Source organism: Gilliamella sp. B3817, assembly GCF_026536705.1.
In the GTDB taxonomy this organism is placed as follows: Bacteria; Pseudomonadota; Gammaproteobacteria; order Enterobacterales; family Orbaceae; genus Gilliamella; species Gilliamella apicola_I.
The window spans coordinates 64,461-86,223 of record NZ_JAFNNV010000003.1 but is presented as its reverse complement, the minus strand read 5'-3'; the positions used below and the strand labels follow the sequence as shown (position 1 = coordinate 86,223).

The following is a 21,763-nucleotide window of genomic DNA, read 5'->3' as shown; positions in this document are numbered from 1 at the left end:
TCATCTTTAACAAGCCACAACCTACTTCTAACAACTATTAACTATATTCTGGCAATGAATTCCGTTTTTATTAGTTTCTAAAGTTGCATTAATTGCATCTTCTAATTAATCAAATAGATCGATATATCAATAGATTTAATTCCTTTTTGAAGCATAGCTATTAATAGCATTTATACAGCTATACTAATAAATTTGAGAAGATATATCGCTTAAAAGAGCGAAAAGTGAGTAGATAATAAAGAGTATGTTTAAATATGATGGTAATAGCATCCAATAAAATCAAACCTAAGATAAAAGTATAAAAAAACGAGATTAGCAAAACTAATCTCGTTTATAGATAAATCCGTCTTTTTAACCAAAAAACTTCTTCACTTTATCAAAAAAGCTTTTTTCTTTTGGACTGTGCTTAGAGCTTTTATCGGCTTTAAAACTTTCACCTAACTCTTTAAGTAATTCCTTCTGTTTACTGGTTAAATTAACTGGTGTTTCAACAACCACATGGCAATAAAGATCACCAATTGAACTTCCACGTAACGATTTAACGCCTTTACCTCGTAAGCGGAACACTTTACCTGTTTGCGTTTCAGCAGGGATAGTTAAGCTTACTTTACCATTAAGTGTTGGTACTTCTACTTCTCCACCTAGCGATGCTAAAGCAATGTTAATTGGAATTTCACAATGTAAGTTAGTACCATCACGTTCAAAAATAGCATGTGGTTTAATTTGCATTTGAACATATAAATCACCAGCTGGTGCGCCATTTAAACCTGCTTCACCTTCACCGGAAAGTCGAATACGACTACCTGTATCAACGCCGGCAGGAATCGTTACAGAAAGGGTCTTAGTTTTCTGAACGCGTCCTTCACCATGACATTTTTTACATGGATTTTTTACTACTTTACCCCGACCATGACAGGTTGGACACTCTTGCTGCACAGCAAAGAAACCTTGTCGCATTTGTACAACACCTGCACCATGACAGGTTTCACACGTCATTACATCTGAGGCTTTTTCAGTTCCTTGTCCATGACAAACGTCACAAGTTACCCAAGTCGGTACTTTTATCTCTTTGCTGACGCCTGCAGCAGCTTCTTCCAGTGTTAACGAGATATTATATTGCAGATCCGCACCGCGTGAGGAAGTTTGACTACGTCCACGACCCCCACCAAAGAAATCACTAAAGATATCATCAAATGCAGAACCTCCGCCAAAACCACCGAAGCCACCAAAACCACCGCCGCCTGCGCCGCCATGCCCTTGTTCAAAGGCTGCATGACCATATTGATCATAAGCCGCTTTCTTCTGCGAATCGGTTAATACTTCATAAGCTTCCTTAACTTCTTTGAATTTCGCTTCTGCTTCAGCTTTATTATCCTGATTTTTATCAGGATGATATTTCATGGCTAGGCGTTTATAGGCTTTTTTTATCTCAGCTTCACTGGCACTTTTACTCACGCCTAATGTTTCATAATAATCTTTCTTCGCCATAATTAACCTTTATTTTTTATTGCATAAACAACTAAACGGGCTTGAGTTACCTCGCGCCCGTTTAATGTGTTACATGTCTAAAACTCGTTGAAATAACTCATTAAAAAACATTTTAGTTAACGATTATTTTTTATCATCATCAACTTCTTTGAAGTCAGCATCAACAACATCATCTTGTGCCGAAGCGCTACCATTATTTGCTTGACCTGCAGATTGATCTGCTTGAGCTTGTTGTTGAGCTAATTCAAGTAATTTTTTTGATGCTTCCATTAACACATTGATTTTAGCTTCAATTTCAGCTTTATCTTCACCACGAGCAGCATTTTCTAATGCAGTTACCGCATCTTCAATCGCTTTTTTATCATCAGCAGATAATTGATCGCCTGCATCAGTCACTTGTTTACGAGTTGAGTGAACAAGGTGATCTGCTTGGTTACGTACTTGTGCTAACTCTTCAAACTTACGGTCAGCTTCAGCATTCGCTTCCGCATCATTGACCATTTTTTGGATTTCTTCTTCACTTAAACCTGAAGAAGCTTTAATGGTAATGTTTTGTTCACGACCAGTATTTTTATCTTTTGCTGATACATGTAAGATACCATCGGCATCAATATCAAAGGTCACTTCAATTTGTGGCATACCACGTGGTGCAGCTTGAATACCATCAAGGTTAAATTGACCTAGTGATTTATTATCACCAGCACGTTTACGCTCACCTTGTAATACATGAATCGTTACCGCAGATTGGTTGTCTTCAGCCGTTGAGAACACTTGACTATGTTTAGTTGGAATAGTCGTATTTTTCTCAATTAAGGTAGTCATTACACCACCCATCGTTTCGATACCTAAAGACAATGGTGTAACGTCAAGTAATAATACATCTTTAACATCACCACCTAATACACCACCTTGTACCGCAGCACCTACTGCTACTGCTTCGTCAGGGTTAACGTCTTTACGTGGTTCTTTACCAAAGAAGTCTGCAACCGCTTTTTGAACCATTGGCATACGGGTTTGACCACCAACTAAAATTACATCTTTAATATCAGAAACAGTAAGACCTGCATCTTTTAATGCTGTTTTCACTGGTTCCATTGAGCGTTTAACTAAATCTTCGACTAAAGATTCAAGTTTAGCGCGTGTCACTTTGATATTTAAATGTTTAGGGCCTGATGCATCAGCTGTGATATAAGGTAAGTTGATATCCGTTTGTTGCGCTGATGACAATTCGATTTTTGCTTTCTCTGCAGCTTCTTTCAAACGTTGCATTGCAAGTGGATCATTTTTAAGATCGAAACCTTGTTCACGTTTAAACTCATCAACTAAATAGTTAATTAAACGAGAGTCAAAATCTTCACCACCTAAGTGAGTATCACCATTAGTTGCTAATACTTCGAATGTTTTTTCGCCATCGACATCATCAATTTCGATAATTGAAATATCAAATGTACCACCACCAAGGTCATAGACTGCAATTGTGCGGTTACCCACATCTTTATCTAAACCATAAGCAAGTGCAGCAGCTGTTGGTTCGTTAATAATACGTTTAACATCTAGACCAGCAATACGACCCGCATCTTTAGTTGCTTGACGTTGAGCATCATTAAAATAAGCTGGAACGGTAATAACCGCTTCTGTTACTGGCTCACCAAGATAATCTTCTGCAGTTTTCTTCATTTTCTTTAGTACTTCAGCAGAAATTTGTGGTGGCGCAATTTTTTGACCTTTTACATCTACCCACGCATCGCCGTTATCAGCTTTAACAATTTTATATGGCATAATACCCACATCACGTTGTACTTCAGCATCTTCATAACGACGACCAATTAAACGTTTAATGGCAAATAATGTATTTTGTGGATTTGTTACTGCCTGACGTTTTGCTGGTTGACCAACTAAAATTTCACCATCTTGTGTGTAAGCAATAATCGACGGGGTTGTACGGTCACCTTCAGCATTTTCTAAAACTTTAGCTTGACCATTATCCATTACTGCAACACATGAATTTGTTGTACCTAAATCGATACCAATAATTTTACCCATAATCTTTTCTCCTCAAAACCTGTATTTTATTTCTTATATATAAGACTGAAATTGTGATTTTCAAGTCTTTAATTTAGTCAAAGAAATGTTAGTGTTTCCACATAGATGGGAACATTATTATTAATATCAAGGGGGGGAATGAAAAATTATTTTTGCATAAATCTTGATTATAAAGTTTTCTACACTTATTATTGCCGCTCTTTTTTTATTAAGACACATTTTATAGGATCCTTATGGAACAAACTAAACTTGCAAATCCAGGTCCACTAGGACTAATGGGATTTGGTATGACAACCATTTTATTGAATATTCATAATGCGGGATTTTTCCCTGTGATGACAGCAATCGTATCTATGGGTATTTTTTATGGTGGACTAGCACAAGTGATCGCTGGAATTTTAGAATTTCGCAAAGGTAACACTTTTGGGACAACAGCGTTTACTTCATATGGTTTCTTTTGGATTGCGCTTGTTGGCATTTGGTATTTACCAACCTCACCAGCAACAGCACCAACCGATGCAACCTTTGTTGGTATCTTCCTCGCATTATGGGGGATTTTCACCGCATTCATGTTTATCGGTACGTTAAAAGGTAATCGAGTATTACAATTTGTTTTTGCTAGTTTAACTGTCCTATTTGCTTTATTAGCAATTGGTAATATTTCTGGTAATCACAGCATCATTCATATCGCAGGCTTTGAAGGGATTATTTGTGGTGCAAGTGCGATTTATTTAGCAATGGCTGAAGTACTTAACGAACAATACGGACGCACTATTTTACCAATTGGTGCACCTAAAGGCGCTGCTCACTAATTGTCGCTGTTATTAAAACAAGTGATGAGAGCAATAAAAAACGGGGTAATTTCCCCGTTTTTTTATATCAATGAATAACAACATTTAACGCTTATTTTTTATAAGCATCATTATGTACACCTACTGCCGCACGGCCTGATGGATCATTAAGATTTTTGAATGACTCATCCCATTCAATCGCTTTTGCCGTAGAACAAGCAACAGTTGGACCACCCGGCACACAATGTGCTGCACTTTCAACCGGGAATAGCTCGTCAAAAATTTCTCGGTACATGTAAGCTTCTTTCGACGTTGGCGTATTATAAGGGAAACGGAATTTTGCATTTTCCAATTGTTGATCCGTGATTTTGCTTTCTGCGATCTCTTTTAAAGTATCGATCCAACTATAACCAACACCATCAGAGAATTGCTCTTTTTGACGCCAAACCACAGACGCAGGTAAATAAGATTCAAATGCTTCACGAACAATGTGTTTTTCCATTTTTCCGTTACTACCACACATTTTATCTTTCGGATTAAGGCGCATTGCCACATCTAAGAATTTCTTATCAAGGAATGGAACACGAGCTTCAACGCCCCATGCCGCCATCGCTTTATTAGCACGTGCACAATCATACATGTGTAACGCGGCTAATTTTCGCACCGTTTCTTCATGGAACTCTTTAGCATTTGGCGCTTTATGGAAATAGAGGTAACCACCAAATACTTCGTCAGCACCTTCACCAGATAACACCATTTTAATACCCATTGCTTTAATTTTTCTTGCCATTAAATACATTGGCGTAGAAGCACGGATAGTTGTGACATCATAAGTTTCAATAAAATAAATGACATCACGGATGGCATCAATACCTTCTTGAATAGTAAAGTTAATTTCGTGGTGAACGGTACCAAGATGATCGGCAACCGCTTGTGCTGCTTTAAGATCTGGCGCACCTTTTAAACCCACTGCAAATGAATGCAATTGTGGCCACCAAGCTTCAGATTTTTCATGATCTTCAACACGACGCGCTGAGAATTTTTTAGTGATTGCCGAAATAACGGAAGAATCAAGCCCACCAGATAATAAAACGCCATAAGGCACATCTGACATAAGATGGCTTTTAACAGACTCTTCCAATGCTATACGAAGCGCATTAATGTCTGTTTTATTATCTTTGACATTTTCGTAATCCATCCAATCACGTTTATAGTAGGTTTTAATTTCACCTTCAGTGCTCGATAAATAGCATCCAGGAGGAAAAGCTTCAATCGTTTTACAAACGGGTACTAACGCTTTCATCTCAGAGGCGACATAGAATGTACCATTTTCGTCGTGACCCATATACATTGGGATAATACCAATGTGATCACGACCAATAAAGTAAGTACCTTTATTAATATCATAAAGAATAAAGGCAAACATACCTTGTAGTTCATCAAGACAATCAATTCCTTTTTCTTGATAGAGCGCTAAGATAACTTCACAGTCAGAACCTGTTTGGAATTCATAGCGATCTTTGTACTGATTTCGGAGTTCTTGATGATTATAAATTTCGCCATTCACCGCTAAAACGAGAGTTTTATCTTTATTATAAAGCGGTTGAGATCCTGTATTAACATCTACAATTGATAAACGTTCATGAGCAAGAATTGCTTTATCAGAAGCAAAAATACCAGACCAATCCGGCCCACGATGACGCTGTAGACTTGATAGTTCTAATGCTTTTGTTCGTAGTTGTTCCGGATCTGATTTAATATCAAGAATACCTAAAATCGAACACATTGATTTTCTCCACTTAAAATCGCAAACGCGATACTATTTGTACGTAAAAATAACTATATGAAAATTTGAAAAAATTTTTTTATTTTAAATTACTTTGCCCTTTATTCTTACCCAGCTTAAAGCGCAAATAATAAAGGTAGACAGCATACACACTATTTATAAACAATTAAAGTCCCAAGTCGTGATACTTTTCCTATCGTTGCAAAAAGAACTTAACGACTTTATAACATCATCACTTTCTTTTCCATTGACCTTGTTGTTTTATAAATTGTCCAGCAGGTGTTTTTTCCTGAGCTTTTGTTCCCGCTCTCACTTCAACTTCGTTCAAAGGAACGTTACTTTCAGCAGAAACTTTTTGATATTCTTGTTTACGCGCTTGATTAATGAGTTGCGCTATTTCACTTGCATTGCTTTCGTTTTTAACTACACCTAAATAACCATCCTCTTGTTCGCCCACTAAACCACTCGCTTTTGCTTGACTTAATGCGTTAATCGCTTGATCTAAATTTAATGCAAACACGGGTAAAGATAAAGCTGCTGTTAATAATGCAATCGTTAACTTTTTATAAATAGTCATAATAACCCCTTTAATAAATACTTTATATTTTATTAACGCCAAAGTGATTTACACTTTTAATTCACTTTTGACAACGCCAACCAAAATATAACCGTGAATCTTTAATAAATAATTAATATAAACCAGATTTATTAATTACATTGTCTAACGCTTTATCAACCTTTATGTTGATTTCATGGTCTATTTTAACATTTAGATTTATGTTTATTGGTTCATTGGGAGCCTGAACTCTAACCGTCGGTGAGCATCCCATTAATACGCTACTCACTACCATGACTGCAATCACATTCCGTATCATAAAAATAGCCTCTTTCATTTATCATGATTTTTTTTCAATCGTGCTTCAATTCGTTTACGAATCGGTTCACTAATTTGGTCTGATAAGAGTAAACTGGTCATTAATTTAGCGATATTTTCTTCAAGCGTGATATTTAAATTCACCGCTTTACCATTTTGCACATCTAAATTATTTCCTTGAATAGTCAGACCCAACTTAGCAATATCATTAGCGTAATCAACTTTACTCGATAGCTTAGTATAATGAAAATTTTTAAGAATATCAGTGAGTATTTTCATATTTGGATTATTTTTTACATAATCTTTTAGCGCTGAATTTTCAAACTGTAATTCACCCTGATTAGTTGAAACTAGTTGACCATTTTTAATTACCAACTTATATGATAGCTCATTGTTGTTTTTAACTTCGCTTAATGTAATTGGTAAGATGCCATCTATCGCCCCATTACCGGCAAGCCCTTCAACCGGATATTTGGCTAACACATCTTTTAACTGTATTTGTTTTAGTCTGACATTAATTTGTTGAGGCAATCTGGTTAAATTCAATTTTCCTTTATCAACAAACAGCTGACCAGAAAATAGCCTCGCTTGTAATTTTTTCCACGTAATGATGCCTCTTGTCGGAGCAGTTAAAGTTGATGAATAAGCGCCAGCAACATTAACTTTTTCAAAACCGATGCCAAGATTGATTTCTTGGATATGCAAATCAGATGTGGAAAGCGTAAAATTATTGTTGTTAACCGAAAGATTAATATTACCTGTTGCCGATTTAATCTCACTATTTTTATAAAGACCATTAAACTCACTAATCGTTAATTGACCTGTCGCTGAGGTTTGATTCAATTGAAATGGAAGCGGTGACTGAACTTGAAAGCGGATATTTCCTCTTAGATCATTAACAATGAAATCTTCCGAAACATTCGCTTTTTTTAAGCTAAATGACGCATTATCCAAATTGGTTAGTGTAAGCTGTTTTTGAGTTATCGATCCTTTAAACGGTAAGGATAAATCGCTATTTTGTATGCCAAATTGAGCTAATGAGGTCGTTAACATGCCATGTTGAATCTCAATACGGGAATCGGCTTCATTAAATTGTAAAACAGTCGATAACTTTGCAGCATATTGGGTATTGGTGGATAACTCAAGCTGTATAGCTTGTGGCTGTTTATTCATATCTAGCTTGATATCAAACAAAGGCACTTTGTTTTGATAAAATCGCAACGAATGAATATGAATAGCTTTAGGTAACCAATACAACATTGATGAAAAAGATGAGGTATCAAATTCAGATCGATCAAGATGATCAGCCTCACCATCAACTCCATGATCGCTAATATTCTCTACTTTAGCGTTAACGGGCTGCCAATAGATATCTACATTTTCTGCTGATAGATTTGACCACGAAACATGCAAATTTTTTGCCGTTAAGGATAATTGTGATTGCTGAGAAACGGTAAAAGTATCAAATGATAGCCCATCAAAACTAATATTGAAACCATGCCAATCTAAGGTTAACTGATTTTTTTGCTTAAAATACAACCAATATTGCCATCCAAACAGACCTAGCAATGAAATAATCAGCATAAAAATAAATGAAAACCAATAGCGTTTTTTCAAGCGAGCCATAAATAAACTCTCTACTTAGCAAGGTTTATTGCCGAGTGTTGCTCGGCAATGCAATAATATTACGCTGGTGACTGTTCTCGCTGTGCGATATAAGCTAATGCTTTATCAATTCTAGATAATGTTCGTTTTTTGCCAATGGCAAATACCGTTGCATCCACGGATGGCGATTGCCCAATTCCTGTTACTGCAACACGCAATGGCATCCCCACTTTACCCATTCCAACATCAAGTTCAATCGCCGTGGCTTCAATAGCATGATGAATTTTATCAATTTGCCAGTCAAAATCAGCAATTGCACCAATTTTAGCTTTGATGAGTTCTAACGGCTCTTTAGCTACGGGGCGCAAATGTTTTTTAGCGGCATCAGCATCAAAATCATCAAAATCTTGATAACAATAACGGCATGATTCCGCCATTTCTTTAAGTGTTTTACAACGTTCACCAAACAATTTAATAATTGTGATTAAATCTGGGCCTTGTGTTAAATCATAGCCTTGATGATTCATATGCCAAACTAAATGTTGAGCGACATAATCAGCATCTAAATGATTAATATAATGATGATTTAACCACAATAATTTTTCAGTATTAAAAGCACTAGCTGATTTGCTTACTGCATCTAATGTAAAATAACTAATCATTTCAGGCACGGAGAATATCTCTTGATCACCATGTGACCAGCCTAAGCGTACTAAATAATTGAGTAAAGCTTCCGGTAAGTAGCCATCATCACGGTATTGCATAACACTCACCGCACCATGACGTTTAGATAATTTTTGCCCGTCATCTCCTAAAATCATGGATACATGACCATATTCAGGAAGCGGTGCGCCTAATGCTTTGAGAATATTAATCTGACGAGGTGTATTATTGATATGATCTTCACCACGAATCACATGCGTAATTTCCATATCCCAATCATCCACCACAACACAAAAATTGTAAGTTGGTGAACCGTCTGTTCGTCGAATAATTAAATCATCAAGCTCTTTATTGGCAATCTCAATAGGACCACGAATTAAATCGTTAAATACGACAACACCATCAATCGGATTGGCAAAACGGACAACATGCGGTTCACTATGGTTATGTTGTTTTTGGACTTCATCACAACGACAATGACCATCATAACGGGCTTTTTCGCCCTTAGCCATTTGCTCTTCCCGTAATTTTTCAAGGCGTTCTTTTGAGCAATAGCAACGATAAGCTGTTCCTTTAGCGAGCATTTCATCAATCACTTGATTATAGCGATCAAAACGTTTAGTTTGGAAATAAGGACCTTCATCCCATGATAATTCTAACCAATTCATTCCCTCCATGATCGCTTCAATGGCTTCTGGCGTTGAACGCTCTAGATCAGTATCTTCAATACGCAAGACAAATGCACCTTGTGCATGACGGGTATAAAGCCAAGAATAGAGCGCAGTACGTGCTCCTCCAACATGTAAATAACCGGTTGGGCTTGGTGCAAAACGGGTTTTAATTTTCATGAAATAATCCTAATAATAATAAAAAAGAGCACGTAAACGAAAAAAGCGTTAACTGCGCTCTTTTATTCAATTCGGTTAACTAACTAACCAGAATAATAACATTTTGATATAAATTCAGTTTCGTTACTTATTCTAACACGCTAAAAGGTTTGAGCAATAGCCTATTCACGCCTTAAAATCGATCACAAATTTTCAAGATGTTTAAGCTTAAGCTTGCATTTAAATCTAAAACCGTAAACATCTTATAATTTACTAATGCTGATGAAAAATTAGTGTGCTTCATCCCAATTATCACCGACGCCAACATCGACTTTTAATGGCACAGATAATTGATAACAATTTTCCATAATGGATTTGATTTGCGCACTGTACTTATCAACCAATTCTTGTTTGACTTCAAACACTAATTCATCGTGTACTTGCATCACCATTCTAATATTGCCAGACGGTTGGTTGTTAATCCAATCACTCATTTTTATCATCGCAGTTTTAATAATATCCGCCGCTGTACCTTGCATTGGCGCATTAATTGCTGCTCGTTCGGCTCCTCGTTTTTCAATGCCGTTAGTCGAGGTGATTTTAGGCAGATATAAACGTCGACCAGATAAGGTTTCGACATAACCTTGCTGTGCTGCCAATTGACGCGTCTCTTCCATGTAAGTTTGTACCCCCGGATAACGTTCAAAATAGCGATCGATATAAAATTGCGCCTCTTTTCGAGGAATATTGATTTGTTTTGATAAACCAAAAGCACTCATTCCATAAATCAAACCAAAATTGACCGCTTTAGCGCGTCTACGTTCTTCCGACGTCACATCTGATTCAGGTTTACTTAACACTTCACTCGCCGTCACACGGTGGATATCTTTGTCATGGGCAAACGCGTTGAGTAAACTTTTATCTTGCGATAGATGTGCCATGATGCGTAATTCAATTTGTGAATAGTCAGCAGAAATAATCTTATACCCTTCTGGTGCAATAAATGCCTGGCGGATTCGACGCCCTTCTTCATTGCGTACCGGAATATTTTGCAAATTAGGATCATTGGAAGATAAACGTCCTGTTACTGTCCCAATTTGATTGTAATTTGTATGAATACGATGATCGATTGGACTAATCATTAAAGGTAATTTATCTGTATAGGTATTTTTAAGCTTGGCCAGTCCTCGATAAAATAGAATCATACGCGGTAATTCGTACTCATTAGCCAATTCACTCAACACATCTTCACTGGTTGACGGATCACCTTTTGGCGTCTTTTTCAATACGGGCAATTGATGCTTATCAAATAAAATTGCTTGAATCTGCTTTGGCGAAGCAGGATTAAATTTTTCACCAGCCAATGATTGAAGTTCGGCTTCCGTCGCCATTAACTGTTTGGCAAGTTCATGGGAATAATCATTTAACTGTTTAGCATCAACCAATACCCCTGTTCTTTCCATTTCAGCCAACACAATGGCTAAAGGCATTTCAATATCAGTAAACAGTTTAGTTAATTTTGAATCTTTTTCTAACTCTGGCCACAGTTTTTCATGTAATTGTAACGTGATATCTGCATCTTCTGCTGCGTATTGTGTCGTTTTTTCAACATCAATAGCATCAATGGTCACTTGTTTTTTATCCTGCTTGGTTAGCTCATTATAAGTGATGGTTTTATGATTCAAATAACGACTAGCCATGCTATCCATATCGTGTCTTTCTGTACTATTTAGCACATACGATTCAAGCATGGTATCAAAGGCAATACCTTGTACTTTAATACCATAGTTAGCCAGTACGCTGTAATCAAATTTAGCATTTTGCGCGATTTTTTTAATCTTCGGATTTTCTAGCACTGGCTTTAATTTCGCCAGCACGCTTTCAAGCGGTAACTGCTCGGGAACACCAAGATATTGATGAGCAAGTGGAATATAAGCAGCTTCATGCGGCGTGATACTGAGCGAAATCCCGACTAATTTAGCATGCACATGATCGACATTATCCGTTTCAGTATCGAAGGCAAATTGTTGACTTTGGGATAATTTGGTTACCCACTGATCTAATTGTTTATCAGTCAAAATGCATTGATAATCAGTCTGCTTATTTTTGGCGGATGAATGTTCTTGCGCCAATAACGGCATATTCTGGTTCACATTGACCGCTGATGCTTTTTGGTTTTTTAAAAAACTGCCCGATATCAACTCTTTTTGCCAACGATGAAAGCCATAATAGGCAAATAATTCGTTTAATGCATTAACATCCATATCGCTCGACATGAGCTGTTCATTAGTAAAATCTAATTGCACATCGGTTTTAATCGTTGCCAGCAAATAAGACAATTCGGCTTCTTTTTGATTATCAATCAATTTTTGTTTTAACGATTTTGCACCACGGATTGATAATTTTTCAATATCATCTAAGCGCTGATAGATATCTTTAACACTGCTAAATTCAGTTAATAAACTTTGGGCCGTCTTTTCACCTACTCCCGGAACCCCTGGGATATTGTCAGACGAATCGCCTCTTAATGCTAAATAATCAATAATCTTTTCGGGTGGCACACCAAATTTTTCCATCACGCCTTTCGGATCAAGCACCGTATTATTCATGGTATTAATCAGGGTAATTTTATCACTGACAAGCTGTGCCATATCTTTATCACCAGTACTGATTAAAACGTCCAGATTCTCTTTTTCAGCCTGCCTTGCCAGTGTACCAATCACATCATCCGCTTCCACACCTTCAATACAGAGTAAAGGTAGCCCCATAGCTTTTAAAATAGTGTGAATTGGTTCAATTTGCGGACGAAGATTTTCCGGCATTGCCTCACGTGTGGCTTTATACTCACTATAGATTTCGTTACGGAAAGAGCCGCCTTTAGCATCGAAAACAACAGCAATATGTGTCGGATTGTACTGATTAATCAGACTACGGATCATATTGATGACACCAAAAATAGCCCCTGTTGGCTCACCTTTGGCATTGGTTAACGGCGGACATGCAAAAAAAGCACGATAGAGATAAGAAGATCCATCAATCAGGATAATTGGTGTTTTATTTGGCATTAGTATTACCCAAAGGTTATTCGCTATAATGGTTAACAGTATACCCCAATTAACAACAATATTCTTATTATCTACAACAATAAAATGTAAAAATCTTTCATATTTACACAATGTTTTAATAGAAAGTTTTAACTTAAAAAACTGTATATTGCAAAATGAGTATTATATAATACTGTATCTTTTTTAACCTGAGTATACGATTAATGACACAGTTAAGTCTTGCTGCACAAAAAGTTAAAGATGCACTGGCAGCTAAAAATCTTGAAACCCCTTCTTGTCGTTTAGCAATGGATAATAGTGAGCGCAAGGCAAAAATCGAAGAACATTTTCGTGAGATCATGAAATTAATGGAGTTGGATCTTACTGATGACAGTCTTGCCGAAACACCACATCGTGTCTCTAAAATGTATGTTGATGAGATTTTTTCTGGGCTCTATTATGAAAATTTTCCCAAAATCACACTCATTGAAAATAAAATGCAAGTTGACGAGATGATTACCGTTCGTGATATTACCTTAACCAGTGTCTGCGAACACCATTTTGTCACCATTGACGGCAAAGCCACCGTCTCTTATATCCCTAAAGATAAAGTTATTGGCTTATCCAAAATTAATCGAATTGTTGAATTTTTTTCACAGCGACCACAAGTACAAGAAAGATTAACTCAACAAATACTTGTTGCCCTTCAAACCTTACTTGGCACGGTAAATGTGGCGGTCTCAATCGATGCGACTCACTATTGTGTGAAAGCCAGAGGCATTAAAGATTCAAGCAGTATGACAACCACGACCGCACTGGGTGGCGGATTTAAAACCAATCCAAGTACCAGACAAGAATTTTTAAGAGCATTACATCACTATTAATATAAGGATATTCAATGAAATTTTTATCACTCATTTTTATGATATTATTGATAACAGCATGCTCTGAACAGGAGTCTAAAAATTCTAATAATAACGATAAATTTATTGGTTTTTGGGTAGAAGGTGGTCCCGATTTTAAATATACTGCAACGTATGCCAATCTTGTTGAAATAAGTAAACAAGGGGATAATTACTTTATCAATGAAAACTATGTTTATGGTAATGATCAAACTATTGCGATGCGAAAAGTCACAAAACCCCAAGACAATTTCGATGGACTCGCTTATCCATCAGAAAGAAATTTTGGTTTAGAAAACAGAGTGACTTTCCATGGTGATAACTATTCAAAAATCGGTATATTTAATACAGTTTTCTTTCGAATTTCAAAAGAAGAAGCAGAACAAATTAAACGTGATGTAAAAGAGTGCGAAGAGATAGAAAAAAACCGTTTTTTTATTCCTAAAGCGCAACAAGCTGAATATAAAAAACGGGCAAATGAGCTGGCTTATTGTCGGATTTTTTGGTAACAATCAAAATTGACGTAAACCTAAATTCAGCGGATTTTTGTAACAATCTTATGGGAATTGAATATTTAACAATAATCAAAACCTAAAACTCAAATACAAAACAACCGAAAATCAGCTTTATATTACGTGCATCTTCAAGAAAGATTGGTATAATTCTCGGCTACTTGAGTTAAATTACACAGTTAAATAACACATTTTCATGAAGATCATTCGCGGTATTGCTAATTTAAAAAATCAATTTTCCCAGTGCGTACTGACATTGGGCAATTTTGATGGCGTACATTTAGGACATCAGCAATTAATTAACCATTTAATCACCCAAGGTAAAAAATTAAATCTACCAACCGTGGTTATGCTATTTGAACCGCAACCGTTAGAGTTTTTTTGTTCGGAAAATGCCCCTTCCCGATTAACCTCATTTCAAGAAAAAGTGATTTTTATTGAAAAACTCGGTATCGACTATATTATTGCTGTTCCGTTTACTCAAACCTTTGCCAAAATGTCTGCTGATGACTTTATTCAAGCGTGGTTGATAAATCAGTTACGGGCCAAATATATTATTATTGGTGATGATTTTCGGTTTGGGTTTGAACGTAAAGGGGATATTCATCTTCTTGAACATTATGCACAAAAAAATGATTTTACTGTCGAAAGCATGCCAACCTACGTTTGGAATCAGTTACGAATTAGTAGTACCGCGGTGCGTAAAGCTTTACTCAACAATGATTTTGAATTAGCTCGTTGCCTATTAGGTCGACCATATAGCATTCAAGGGCGTGTTATTCATGGCAATGCATTAGCAAGGCAATTAGGTTTTCCTACGGCAAATATTCAGCTACACCGCAAAAAACCAGCCTTACACGGTGTCTATTTAGTTAACGTCAAAAATTGTTGTAGCCAACAATCTTATTATGGCATTGCTAATATTGGTATAAGACCAACTATTCAAGGAAAAAAAGCCATTTTAGAAGTGAATCTATTTGACTTTTCGGGTGATATTTATGGACAATATTTAGACGTAACCTTCCTCGAAAAATTACGAGACGAGAAAAAATTTGACTCTATAACAGCGTTAAAAGAACAAATTACACAAGATGTTTGCACTGCGAAAAAGATCAGTGCACAATTAACCAATTAAGAAAGTAGTATCAACAAAATTAACTGGAATAAATCAGCATGACAGATTATAAAAATACATTGAATTTACCGGAAACTGGTTTCCCAATGCGAGGCGATCTTGCCAAACGTGAACCGGCGATGTTGCAAAACTGGTACGATAAAGAACTTTATCGCAAAATCCGCCAAGTAAAAAAAGGGAAAAAAGCCTTTATTTTGCATGATGGGCCTCCTTATGCAAACGGCAAACTTCATATTGGTCATGCAGTTAATAAAATTATCAAAGATATTATCATTAAATCAAAAGGTTTAAGCGGTTATGATTCCCCATATATTCCAGGGTGGGACTGTCATGGTCTGCCAATCGAACAAAAAGTTGAAGAACAAGTTGGCAAACCAGGCGTAAAAGTGACACCGGCTGAGTTTCGTCAAATTTGTCGTGACTATGCTGCTTCTCAAGTTGAACTACAAAAAGCTGATTTTATACGTATGGGTGTATTGGGTGATTGGCAAAATCCCTACCGCACAATGAATTACGATACGGAAGCGAATATTATTCGAGCGTTAGGCAAAGTCATCAAAAACGAGCATTTAGTCAAAGGGGCAAAACCTGTTTACTGGTGTACAGATTGTATGTCTTCGTTAGCAGAAGCAGAAGTAGAATATTATGATAAATCTTCACCCGCTATAGATGTAAAATTTAAAGCGGTGGATAACCAAGCTGTTGCGAGTAAATTTGGCGTTCATACCGATTTAACTATTTATGCCGTGATTTGGACGACAACACCTTGGACATTACCCGCTAGCCGAGGTATTGCCTTAAATGCTGAGTTTGAATATCAACTGGTACAAATAAACGATAAAGAATGCTTAATTTTAGCCACTGATCTGGTCGAATCCGTCATGAAACGTGCCGAAATTTCAGAATGGAAAATTCTTGGCAGCTGTAAAGGTGATGCGCTTGAGCTATTACGCTTTAAGCACCCTTTCCTTGATTTTGATGAACCCATTGTACTTGGTGAACACGTTACGGTTGATGCGGGTACCGGTGCGGTGCACACTGCGCCCGGTCATGGTGCGGAAGACTTTTTAGTTGGTCAAAAATATGGGCTTGAAGTTGCTAACCCTGTTGGTGGCAATGGGTGCTATTTACCGGGCACAGGTGCAGGTTTAGATGGCTTATTCGTATTTAAAGCGAATAAAGTTGTGATCGACATATTAAAAGACCACAATGCGCTACTTCATTTTGAAAATATTGAACATAGCTATCCATGTTGTTGGCGTCACAAAACACCCGTTATTTATCGTGCAACACCGCAATGGTTTATTAGCATGGATAAACAAGGTTTACGTGCCCAATCATTACAAGAAATTAAACAAGTTCGCTGGATTCCGGATTGGGGACAAGCACGAATTGAGACAATGGTTGCTAATCGCCCTGACTGGTGTATCTCTCGTCAACGCACATGGGGCGTACCGATGACGTTATTTGTCCATAAAGAGACCGAAGAGTTACACCCCGATACCCTAGCACTGGTTGAAAAAGTCGCTAAATTAGTTGAACAACACGGTATCCAAGCGTGGTGGGATGCAGATATCAAAGATTTGCTTGGCCCCGATGCAGACGATTATCGCAAAGTGCCAGATACCCTTGATGTCTGGTTTGATTCAGGATCAACTTTCTTTTCGGTAGTCGGTGTACGCCCTGAGTTTGAAGGGCACGAAGCTGACATGTATTTAGAAGGTTCAGATCAACATCGTGGTTGGTTTATGTCATCATTAATGCTATCAACAGCGATTGATAACAAAGCCCCTTATAAGCAAGTGTTAACGCATGGTTTTGTGGTTGACGGTCAAGGTCGAAAAATGTCTAAATCGTTAGGCAATATCGTTACCCCACAAGAAGTTATGGGTAAACTCGGAGCAGATATTCTACGTCTATGGATTGCTTCGACTGATTATTCGGGTGAAATGAGCTATTCTGACGAAATCATCAAACGTGCAGCGGATAGTTACCGTCGTATTCGTAATACAGCTCGCTTTTTACTGGCTAACTTAAACGGCTTTGATCCAGCTAAAGACATGATCAAACCTGAAGATATGGTGGTACTGGATCGCTGGGCGGTCAGCATGGCAAAAGAGGCACAAGATCAAATTATCCAAGCTTACGAAAGCTATGATTTCCATAAAGTCGTACAACGTATTATGCAATTCTGTTCAATTGAAATGGGATCATTCTATTTAGATATTATTAAAGATCGTCAGTACACTGCAAAAAGTGATAGCGTTGCTCGTCATAGTTGCCAAACTGCCTTATATCATATTGCTCAAGCAATGGTACGTTGGATAGCGCCGGTACTATCTTTTACCGCTGATGAAATTTGGCAATATTTACCTTCAGCCGAAAAATCAGAATTTGTATTTGAAGATGAATGGTATAACGAACTATTTAGTTTATCCGATAATGAAACATTAAATAGTGAGTATTGGGCGCAAATTCTAGCAATTCGTAGCGAAGTAAACAAAGTGCTAGAACAAGGTCGTAACGATAAAGTGATTGGTGGTTCTCTTGAAGCCGCTGTTACCCTTTATGCAGACGATCAGATTGCCACAGCACTCGCTAAATTAGAGAACGAATTACGCTTTGTACTACTCACGTCACAAGCCAGCGTGAAACCACTAGACAGTGCGCCACAACAGGCAGTACAAAGTGATATAGCCGGTCTTAAAATCGAGCTCACGAAAGCGCAAGGTGATAAGTGTCCTCGCTGTTGGCATTACACCATTGATAATGAACCAACAACACACTTATGTAAACGCTGTGAAGAAAACATTCATGGTAAGGGTGAAGTTAGACATTTCGCCTAGCAATAGAATGACAGATAAACACGGCTATAAGACAATAGCTTATAGCCACTTATTACATTAAGCGCCGACAACAGTCGGCGAAATATCATCATGAGCATGAACTTTATGAAAAAAGAGAATGGACTTTACTGGTTAATTATTAGCACAATTGTGTTCTTTGTTGATATTGCTAGTAAATTTTGGATCCTAAATAAATTCAACCTTTATGAATCAATCAACGTGTTACCTTTCTTCTCGATTACTTATGTACAAAATATTGGCGCTGCATTTAGTATTTTTGAAGGTCAACGTTGGATGCTTGCAGCCGTTGCTTTACTCATTAGTGGTGCCATTGTGTATATGCTTTATCGTAACAAACGACAGCAAAAATTAGAAAATTTTTCACTATCACTTATATTAGGTGGTGCATTAGGCAACCTATTTGACCGCCTTTATCATGGTTTTGTGGTTGATTTTCTAGATGTAAATTTCGGTAGCTGGCACTACCCAACCTTTAATATTGCTGATTGTGCGATTTGTATCGGTATTGGATTATTTATTCTAAGTAGTTATAAAAAACCCCAAAAGACCGAATAACATGCAAATTATTTTAGCTAACCCTCGAGGTTTTTGTGCTGGTGTTGATCGAGCTATCACGATCGTTGAACGCGCACTTGAACTCTTTGGTGCACCCGTTTATGTTCGCCATGAAGTGGTGCATAACCGCTATGTGGTTAACAACTTGAAAGAGCTAGGCGCAATTTTTATTGAACAAATTGACGAAGTCCCTGACGATAGTATTCTTATCTTTTCTGCGCATGGTGTATCTAAAGCGGTGCGTGAAGAAGCAAAAAAACGAAAACTTCGTATCTTTGATGCAACTTGCCCATTAGTGACTAAAGTTCATATGGAAGTGGCGAGATCCAGTTATCGTGGTGAAGAGGTGGTCTTAATCGGTCATGCCGGGCATATTGAAGTGGATGGTACATTAGGTCAATACAATAATCCTAATGGTGGTATTTATTTGATTGAATCGATAAATGATGTTCAAACATTACAAGTCAAAAACGAAGATCACCTATGCTTTACCACTCAAACAACATTATCAGTGGAAGATACGGCGGAAATCATTGCTGCCTTAAAAGTACGATTTCCTAAAATCCGTAGCCCGCGTAAAAATGATATTTGTTATGCCACAACCAATCGACAACAAGCCGTAAAACAACTTTCATCCCAAGCAGATGTGATACTTGTCGTCGGTTCAAAAAATTCATCCAATTCCAACCGATTAGCTGAACTTGCCAGACGCAACAGTAAAAATGCTTATTTGATCGATTATGCCACCGATATTGAACAAGAATGGTTAACTAATGCTCGCACGGTGGGCGTAACGGCAGGCGCATCTGCGCCCGATATTTTAGTGCAACAGGTTATTGAACATTTGAAAAGTTTGGGTTGCACATCACTGATCGAAACAGACGGAATTTTAGAAAATATTACCTTTGAAATTCCTAAAGAATTGCGTATTGAAGTAAAAGCAAACTAACGGGTTAATTTGTGTGTTTTAGTTGCTCAAATTTTGCCAATAGCTGATCATGGGTCTCGATATGCTCAGGATCAGCAATAATAGCATTTTGAATGGGGCAAACACGCTGACAAGTTGAATGATCATAATAACCGACACATTCAGTACATTTGTTGGGATCGATTTCATAAGTATCAAACCCCATAGAGATAGCCTCGTTAGGACATTCAGGCTCACACATATCACAATTAATACATTTACTGGTTATTTTTAATGCCATTGCTCAATTAACTTTATCATCTCCAAAAAATTTGCGCCATTATAGCGCAATCCTTCCTAATTTATAAAAAAGAATACAGCTATCATGTTCGTGATAGACCAAATAAGTTTGAATTTATTGAAATATTTCAATATAAATTAGATAATTTAGCCTGTATTATTTTCATAATAATTACAATTTATTAAGAATAGTTATCAATAACATTTATATTATTACGCTACAATGCTAAAACGATTAAAGAATAGAATAAAAGGATGAAAAGATATTGTTAAAGTTAATTAAATTCAAAAATATAGTGATTGCTATTTTTCTGTTTGTGCTTCTCTATATTATCAAGCTGATCGTTTTTCCGTCACAATCGCCAGTGAATTATATTACCTCACCCGTGACTAAAGTTAATATTGAAAAAACGGTACTGGCTGATGGAACAATTAGCGCCTTCAAGCAAGTCAGCGTGGGTGCGCAGGTTTCGGGTCAGATCAAAAAGTTATATGTTGAATTAGGTGATCAAGTTAAACAAGGAGACATGATTGCTGAAATTGATGACTTAAAACAAAGCAATGATTTGAAACAAGCCGAAGCTTCGCTTAGTAGCCTTGAAGCACAACGTAAATCAAAACAAGCCAACTTAATTAATTACCAACTGACTTATAATCGCCAATTAAAACTCGTCAATAAAGGTGTCGGCGTTCAATCCGATTTAGATTCAGCCAAAGCCGATCTCGATGCAATCAAAGCCGATATCGCTGCCTTAGATGCAAATATCATCAGTGCACAAGTCGCTGTTGATACAGCCAAAGTGAATCTTGGTTATACCAAAATACGATCACCTATTGATGGCGTAATTGTCGCTATACCCGTTGATCAAGGTCAAACCGTTAACTCTGTGCAAAGTGCACCAACCATTGTGAAAGTTGCACAATTGGATAAGATGACCGTTGAAGCACAAATTTCGGAAGCGGATGTCATTAATGTAAAAAAAGGAATGCCCGTCTATTTCACCATATTAGGCGAACCTAATAGACGTTTTGACGGTTTAACATTACGCGCCATTGAACCTGCGCCAGATTCGATTAATACGGAAAGTTCATCAAGTTTAAGTTCTTCGTCATCCACCACCAAAACAGCAATTTACTATAATGGATTATTCGATGTTGATAATCCTGATCATATTTTACGAATTTCGATGACAGCCCAAGTTTATATTGTTTTATCTGAAGCAAAAGATGTATTGGCAATCCCATCTCAAGCAATCCAAAAAAATTTGGCAGATAATAAAGCAATTGTCTATGTACTTAACCAACAAAATAATGCTGAAGAACGAGAAGTCAGTTTAGGTATCAATAATAATATTAATGTGGAAATCAAATCCGGACTTAAAGAAGGGGAAGTCGTCATTATTGGTAGTGACAATGGCGCATTATTCAATCCTAATGGACGCACGCCGAGGATAAGATTCTGAT

At 37.1% G+C, this 21,763-nt stretch carries 17 protein-coding genes; 8 read left to right on the top strand and 9 right to left on the bottom strand.

Annotated features, from left to right (window positions below; all coding sequences use genetic code 11):
- Positions 1–351 precede the first annotated feature (351 nt).
- Positions 352–1,488 carry a molecular chaperone DnaJ gene (gene dnaJ / locus J3U36_RS05310; protein WP_220216276.1) on the bottom strand — a complete coding sequence of 379 codons (1,137 nt, stop codon included), beginning with the start codon at positions 1,486–1,488 and terminating at the stop codon, positions 352–354.
- A gap of 123 nt (positions 1,489–1,611) precedes the next feature.
- A complete protein-coding gene (gene dnaK, locus J3U36_RS05305) occupies positions 1,612–3,531 on the bottom strand; it encodes a molecular chaperone DnaK (RefSeq protein ID WP_267358961.1) in 1,920 nt (639 codons plus the stop codon).
- A 233-nt stretch (positions 3,532–3,764) separates the two neighbouring features.
- Between dnaK and satP the strand changes: the two genes are divergently transcribed.
- Positions 3,765–4,343, top strand: a complete 579-nt coding sequence (gene satP, locus J3U36_RS05300) for an acetate uptake transporter (RefSeq protein WP_065558513.1) — start codon at positions 3,765–3,767, stop codon at positions 4,341–4,343.
- Positions 4,344–4,434: 91 nt separating this feature from the next.
- Here satP and asnB read toward each other — a convergent pair whose 3' ends face one another.
- From asnB to polA, 6 genes are all read right to left on the bottom strand, one after another.
- Positions 4,435–6,108 (bottom strand): asparagine synthase B, encoded by a 1,674-nt coding sequence (gene asnB, locus J3U36_RS05295; RefSeq protein ID WP_220216275.1) that lies wholly within the window; start codon positions 6,106–6,108, stop codon positions 4,435–4,437.
- Positions 6,109–6,340: 232 nt separating this feature from the next.
- On the bottom strand, positions 6,341–6,685 hold the full coding sequence (locus J3U36_RS05290; protein ID WP_220216274.1) for a YdbL family protein: 345 nt from the start codon (positions 6,683–6,685) through the stop codon (positions 6,341–6,343).
- Positions 6,686–6,797: 112 nt separating this feature from the next.
- A complete protein-coding gene (locus tag J3U36_RS05285) occupies positions 6,798–6,983 on the bottom strand; it encodes a YnbE family lipoprotein (protein ID WP_065558684.1) in 186 nt (61 codons plus the stop codon).
- A 14-nt stretch (positions 6,984–6,997) separates the two neighbouring features.
- Complete coding sequence (locus J3U36_RS05280; protein ID WP_267379566.1) at positions 6,998–8,608, bottom strand: intermembrane phospholipid transport protein YdbH family protein; 1,611 nt, start codon at positions 8,606–8,608, stop codon at positions 6,998–7,000.
- Between the two features lie 59 nt (positions 8,609–8,667).
- A complete protein-coding gene (gene gltX, locus J3U36_RS05275; protein ID WP_267379564.1) occupies positions 8,668–10,098 on the bottom strand; it encodes a glutamate--tRNA ligase in 1,431 nt (476 codons plus the stop codon).
- Between the two features lie 269 nt (positions 10,099–10,367).
- Positions 10,368–13,142: a DNA polymerase I gene (gene polA / locus J3U36_RS05270; protein WP_267379562.1), complete on the bottom strand. Its 2,775-nt coding sequence runs from the start codon at positions 13,140–13,142 to the stop codon at positions 10,368–10,370.
- A 203-nt stretch (positions 13,143–13,345) separates the two neighbouring features.
- Between polA and folE the strand changes: the two genes are divergently transcribed.
- From folE to ispH, 6 genes are all read left to right on the top strand, one after another.
- On the top strand, positions 13,346–14,005 hold the full coding sequence (gene folE, locus J3U36_RS05265; RefSeq protein WP_220216270.1) for a GTP cyclohydrolase I FolE: 660 nt from the start codon (positions 13,346–13,348) through the stop codon (positions 14,003–14,005).
- A gap of 14 nt (positions 14,006–14,019) precedes the next feature.
- Positions 14,020–14,532, top strand: a complete 513-nt coding sequence (locus J3U36_RS05260; RefSeq protein ID WP_267379560.1) for a hypothetical protein — start codon at positions 14,020–14,022, stop codon at positions 14,530–14,532.
- Between the two features lie 199 nt (positions 14,533–14,731).
- Positions 14,732–15,670, top strand: coding sequence for a bifunctional riboflavin kinase/FAD synthetase (gene ribF, locus J3U36_RS05255; RefSeq protein WP_267350226.1), 939 nt, complete (start codon positions 14,732–14,734; stop codon positions 15,668–15,670).
- A 38-nt stretch (positions 15,671–15,708) separates the two neighbouring features.
- Positions 15,709–18,516 (top strand): isoleucine--tRNA ligase, encoded by a 2,808-nt coding sequence (ileS, locus tag J3U36_RS05250; RefSeq protein WP_267379558.1) that lies wholly within the window; start codon positions 15,709–15,711, stop codon positions 18,514–18,516.
- A gap of 105 nt (positions 18,517–18,621) precedes the next feature.
- Positions 18,622–19,092: a signal peptidase II gene (gene lspA / locus J3U36_RS05245; RefSeq protein WP_267379555.1), complete on the top strand. Its 471-nt coding sequence runs from the start codon at positions 18,622–18,624 to the stop codon at positions 19,090–19,092.
- 1 nt (position 19,093) lies between these two features.
- Complete coding sequence (gene ispH, locus J3U36_RS05240; RefSeq protein WP_065558502.1) at positions 19,094–20,041, top strand: 4-hydroxy-3-methylbut-2-enyl diphosphate reductase; 948 nt, start codon at positions 19,094–19,096, stop codon at positions 20,039–20,041.
- A gap of 4 nt (positions 20,042–20,045) precedes the next feature.
- Here the strand turns inward: ispH and J3U36_RS05235 are convergent, their stop codons facing one another.
- On the bottom strand, positions 20,046–20,300 hold the full coding sequence (locus J3U36_RS05235; RefSeq protein ID WP_220216264.1) for a YfhL family 4Fe-4S dicluster ferredoxin: 255 nt from the start codon (positions 20,298–20,300) through the stop codon (positions 20,046–20,048).
- 265 nt (positions 20,301–20,565) lie between these two features.
- On the opposite strand from J3U36_RS05235, the gene J3U36_RS05230 reads away from it, so the two are divergent.
- On the top strand, positions 20,566–21,762 hold the full coding sequence (locus J3U36_RS05230) for an efflux RND transporter periplasmic adaptor subunit (RefSeq protein WP_220216263.1): 1,197 nt from the start codon (positions 20,566–20,568) through the stop codon (positions 21,760–21,762).
- Position 21,763: the final 1 nt, after the last annotated feature.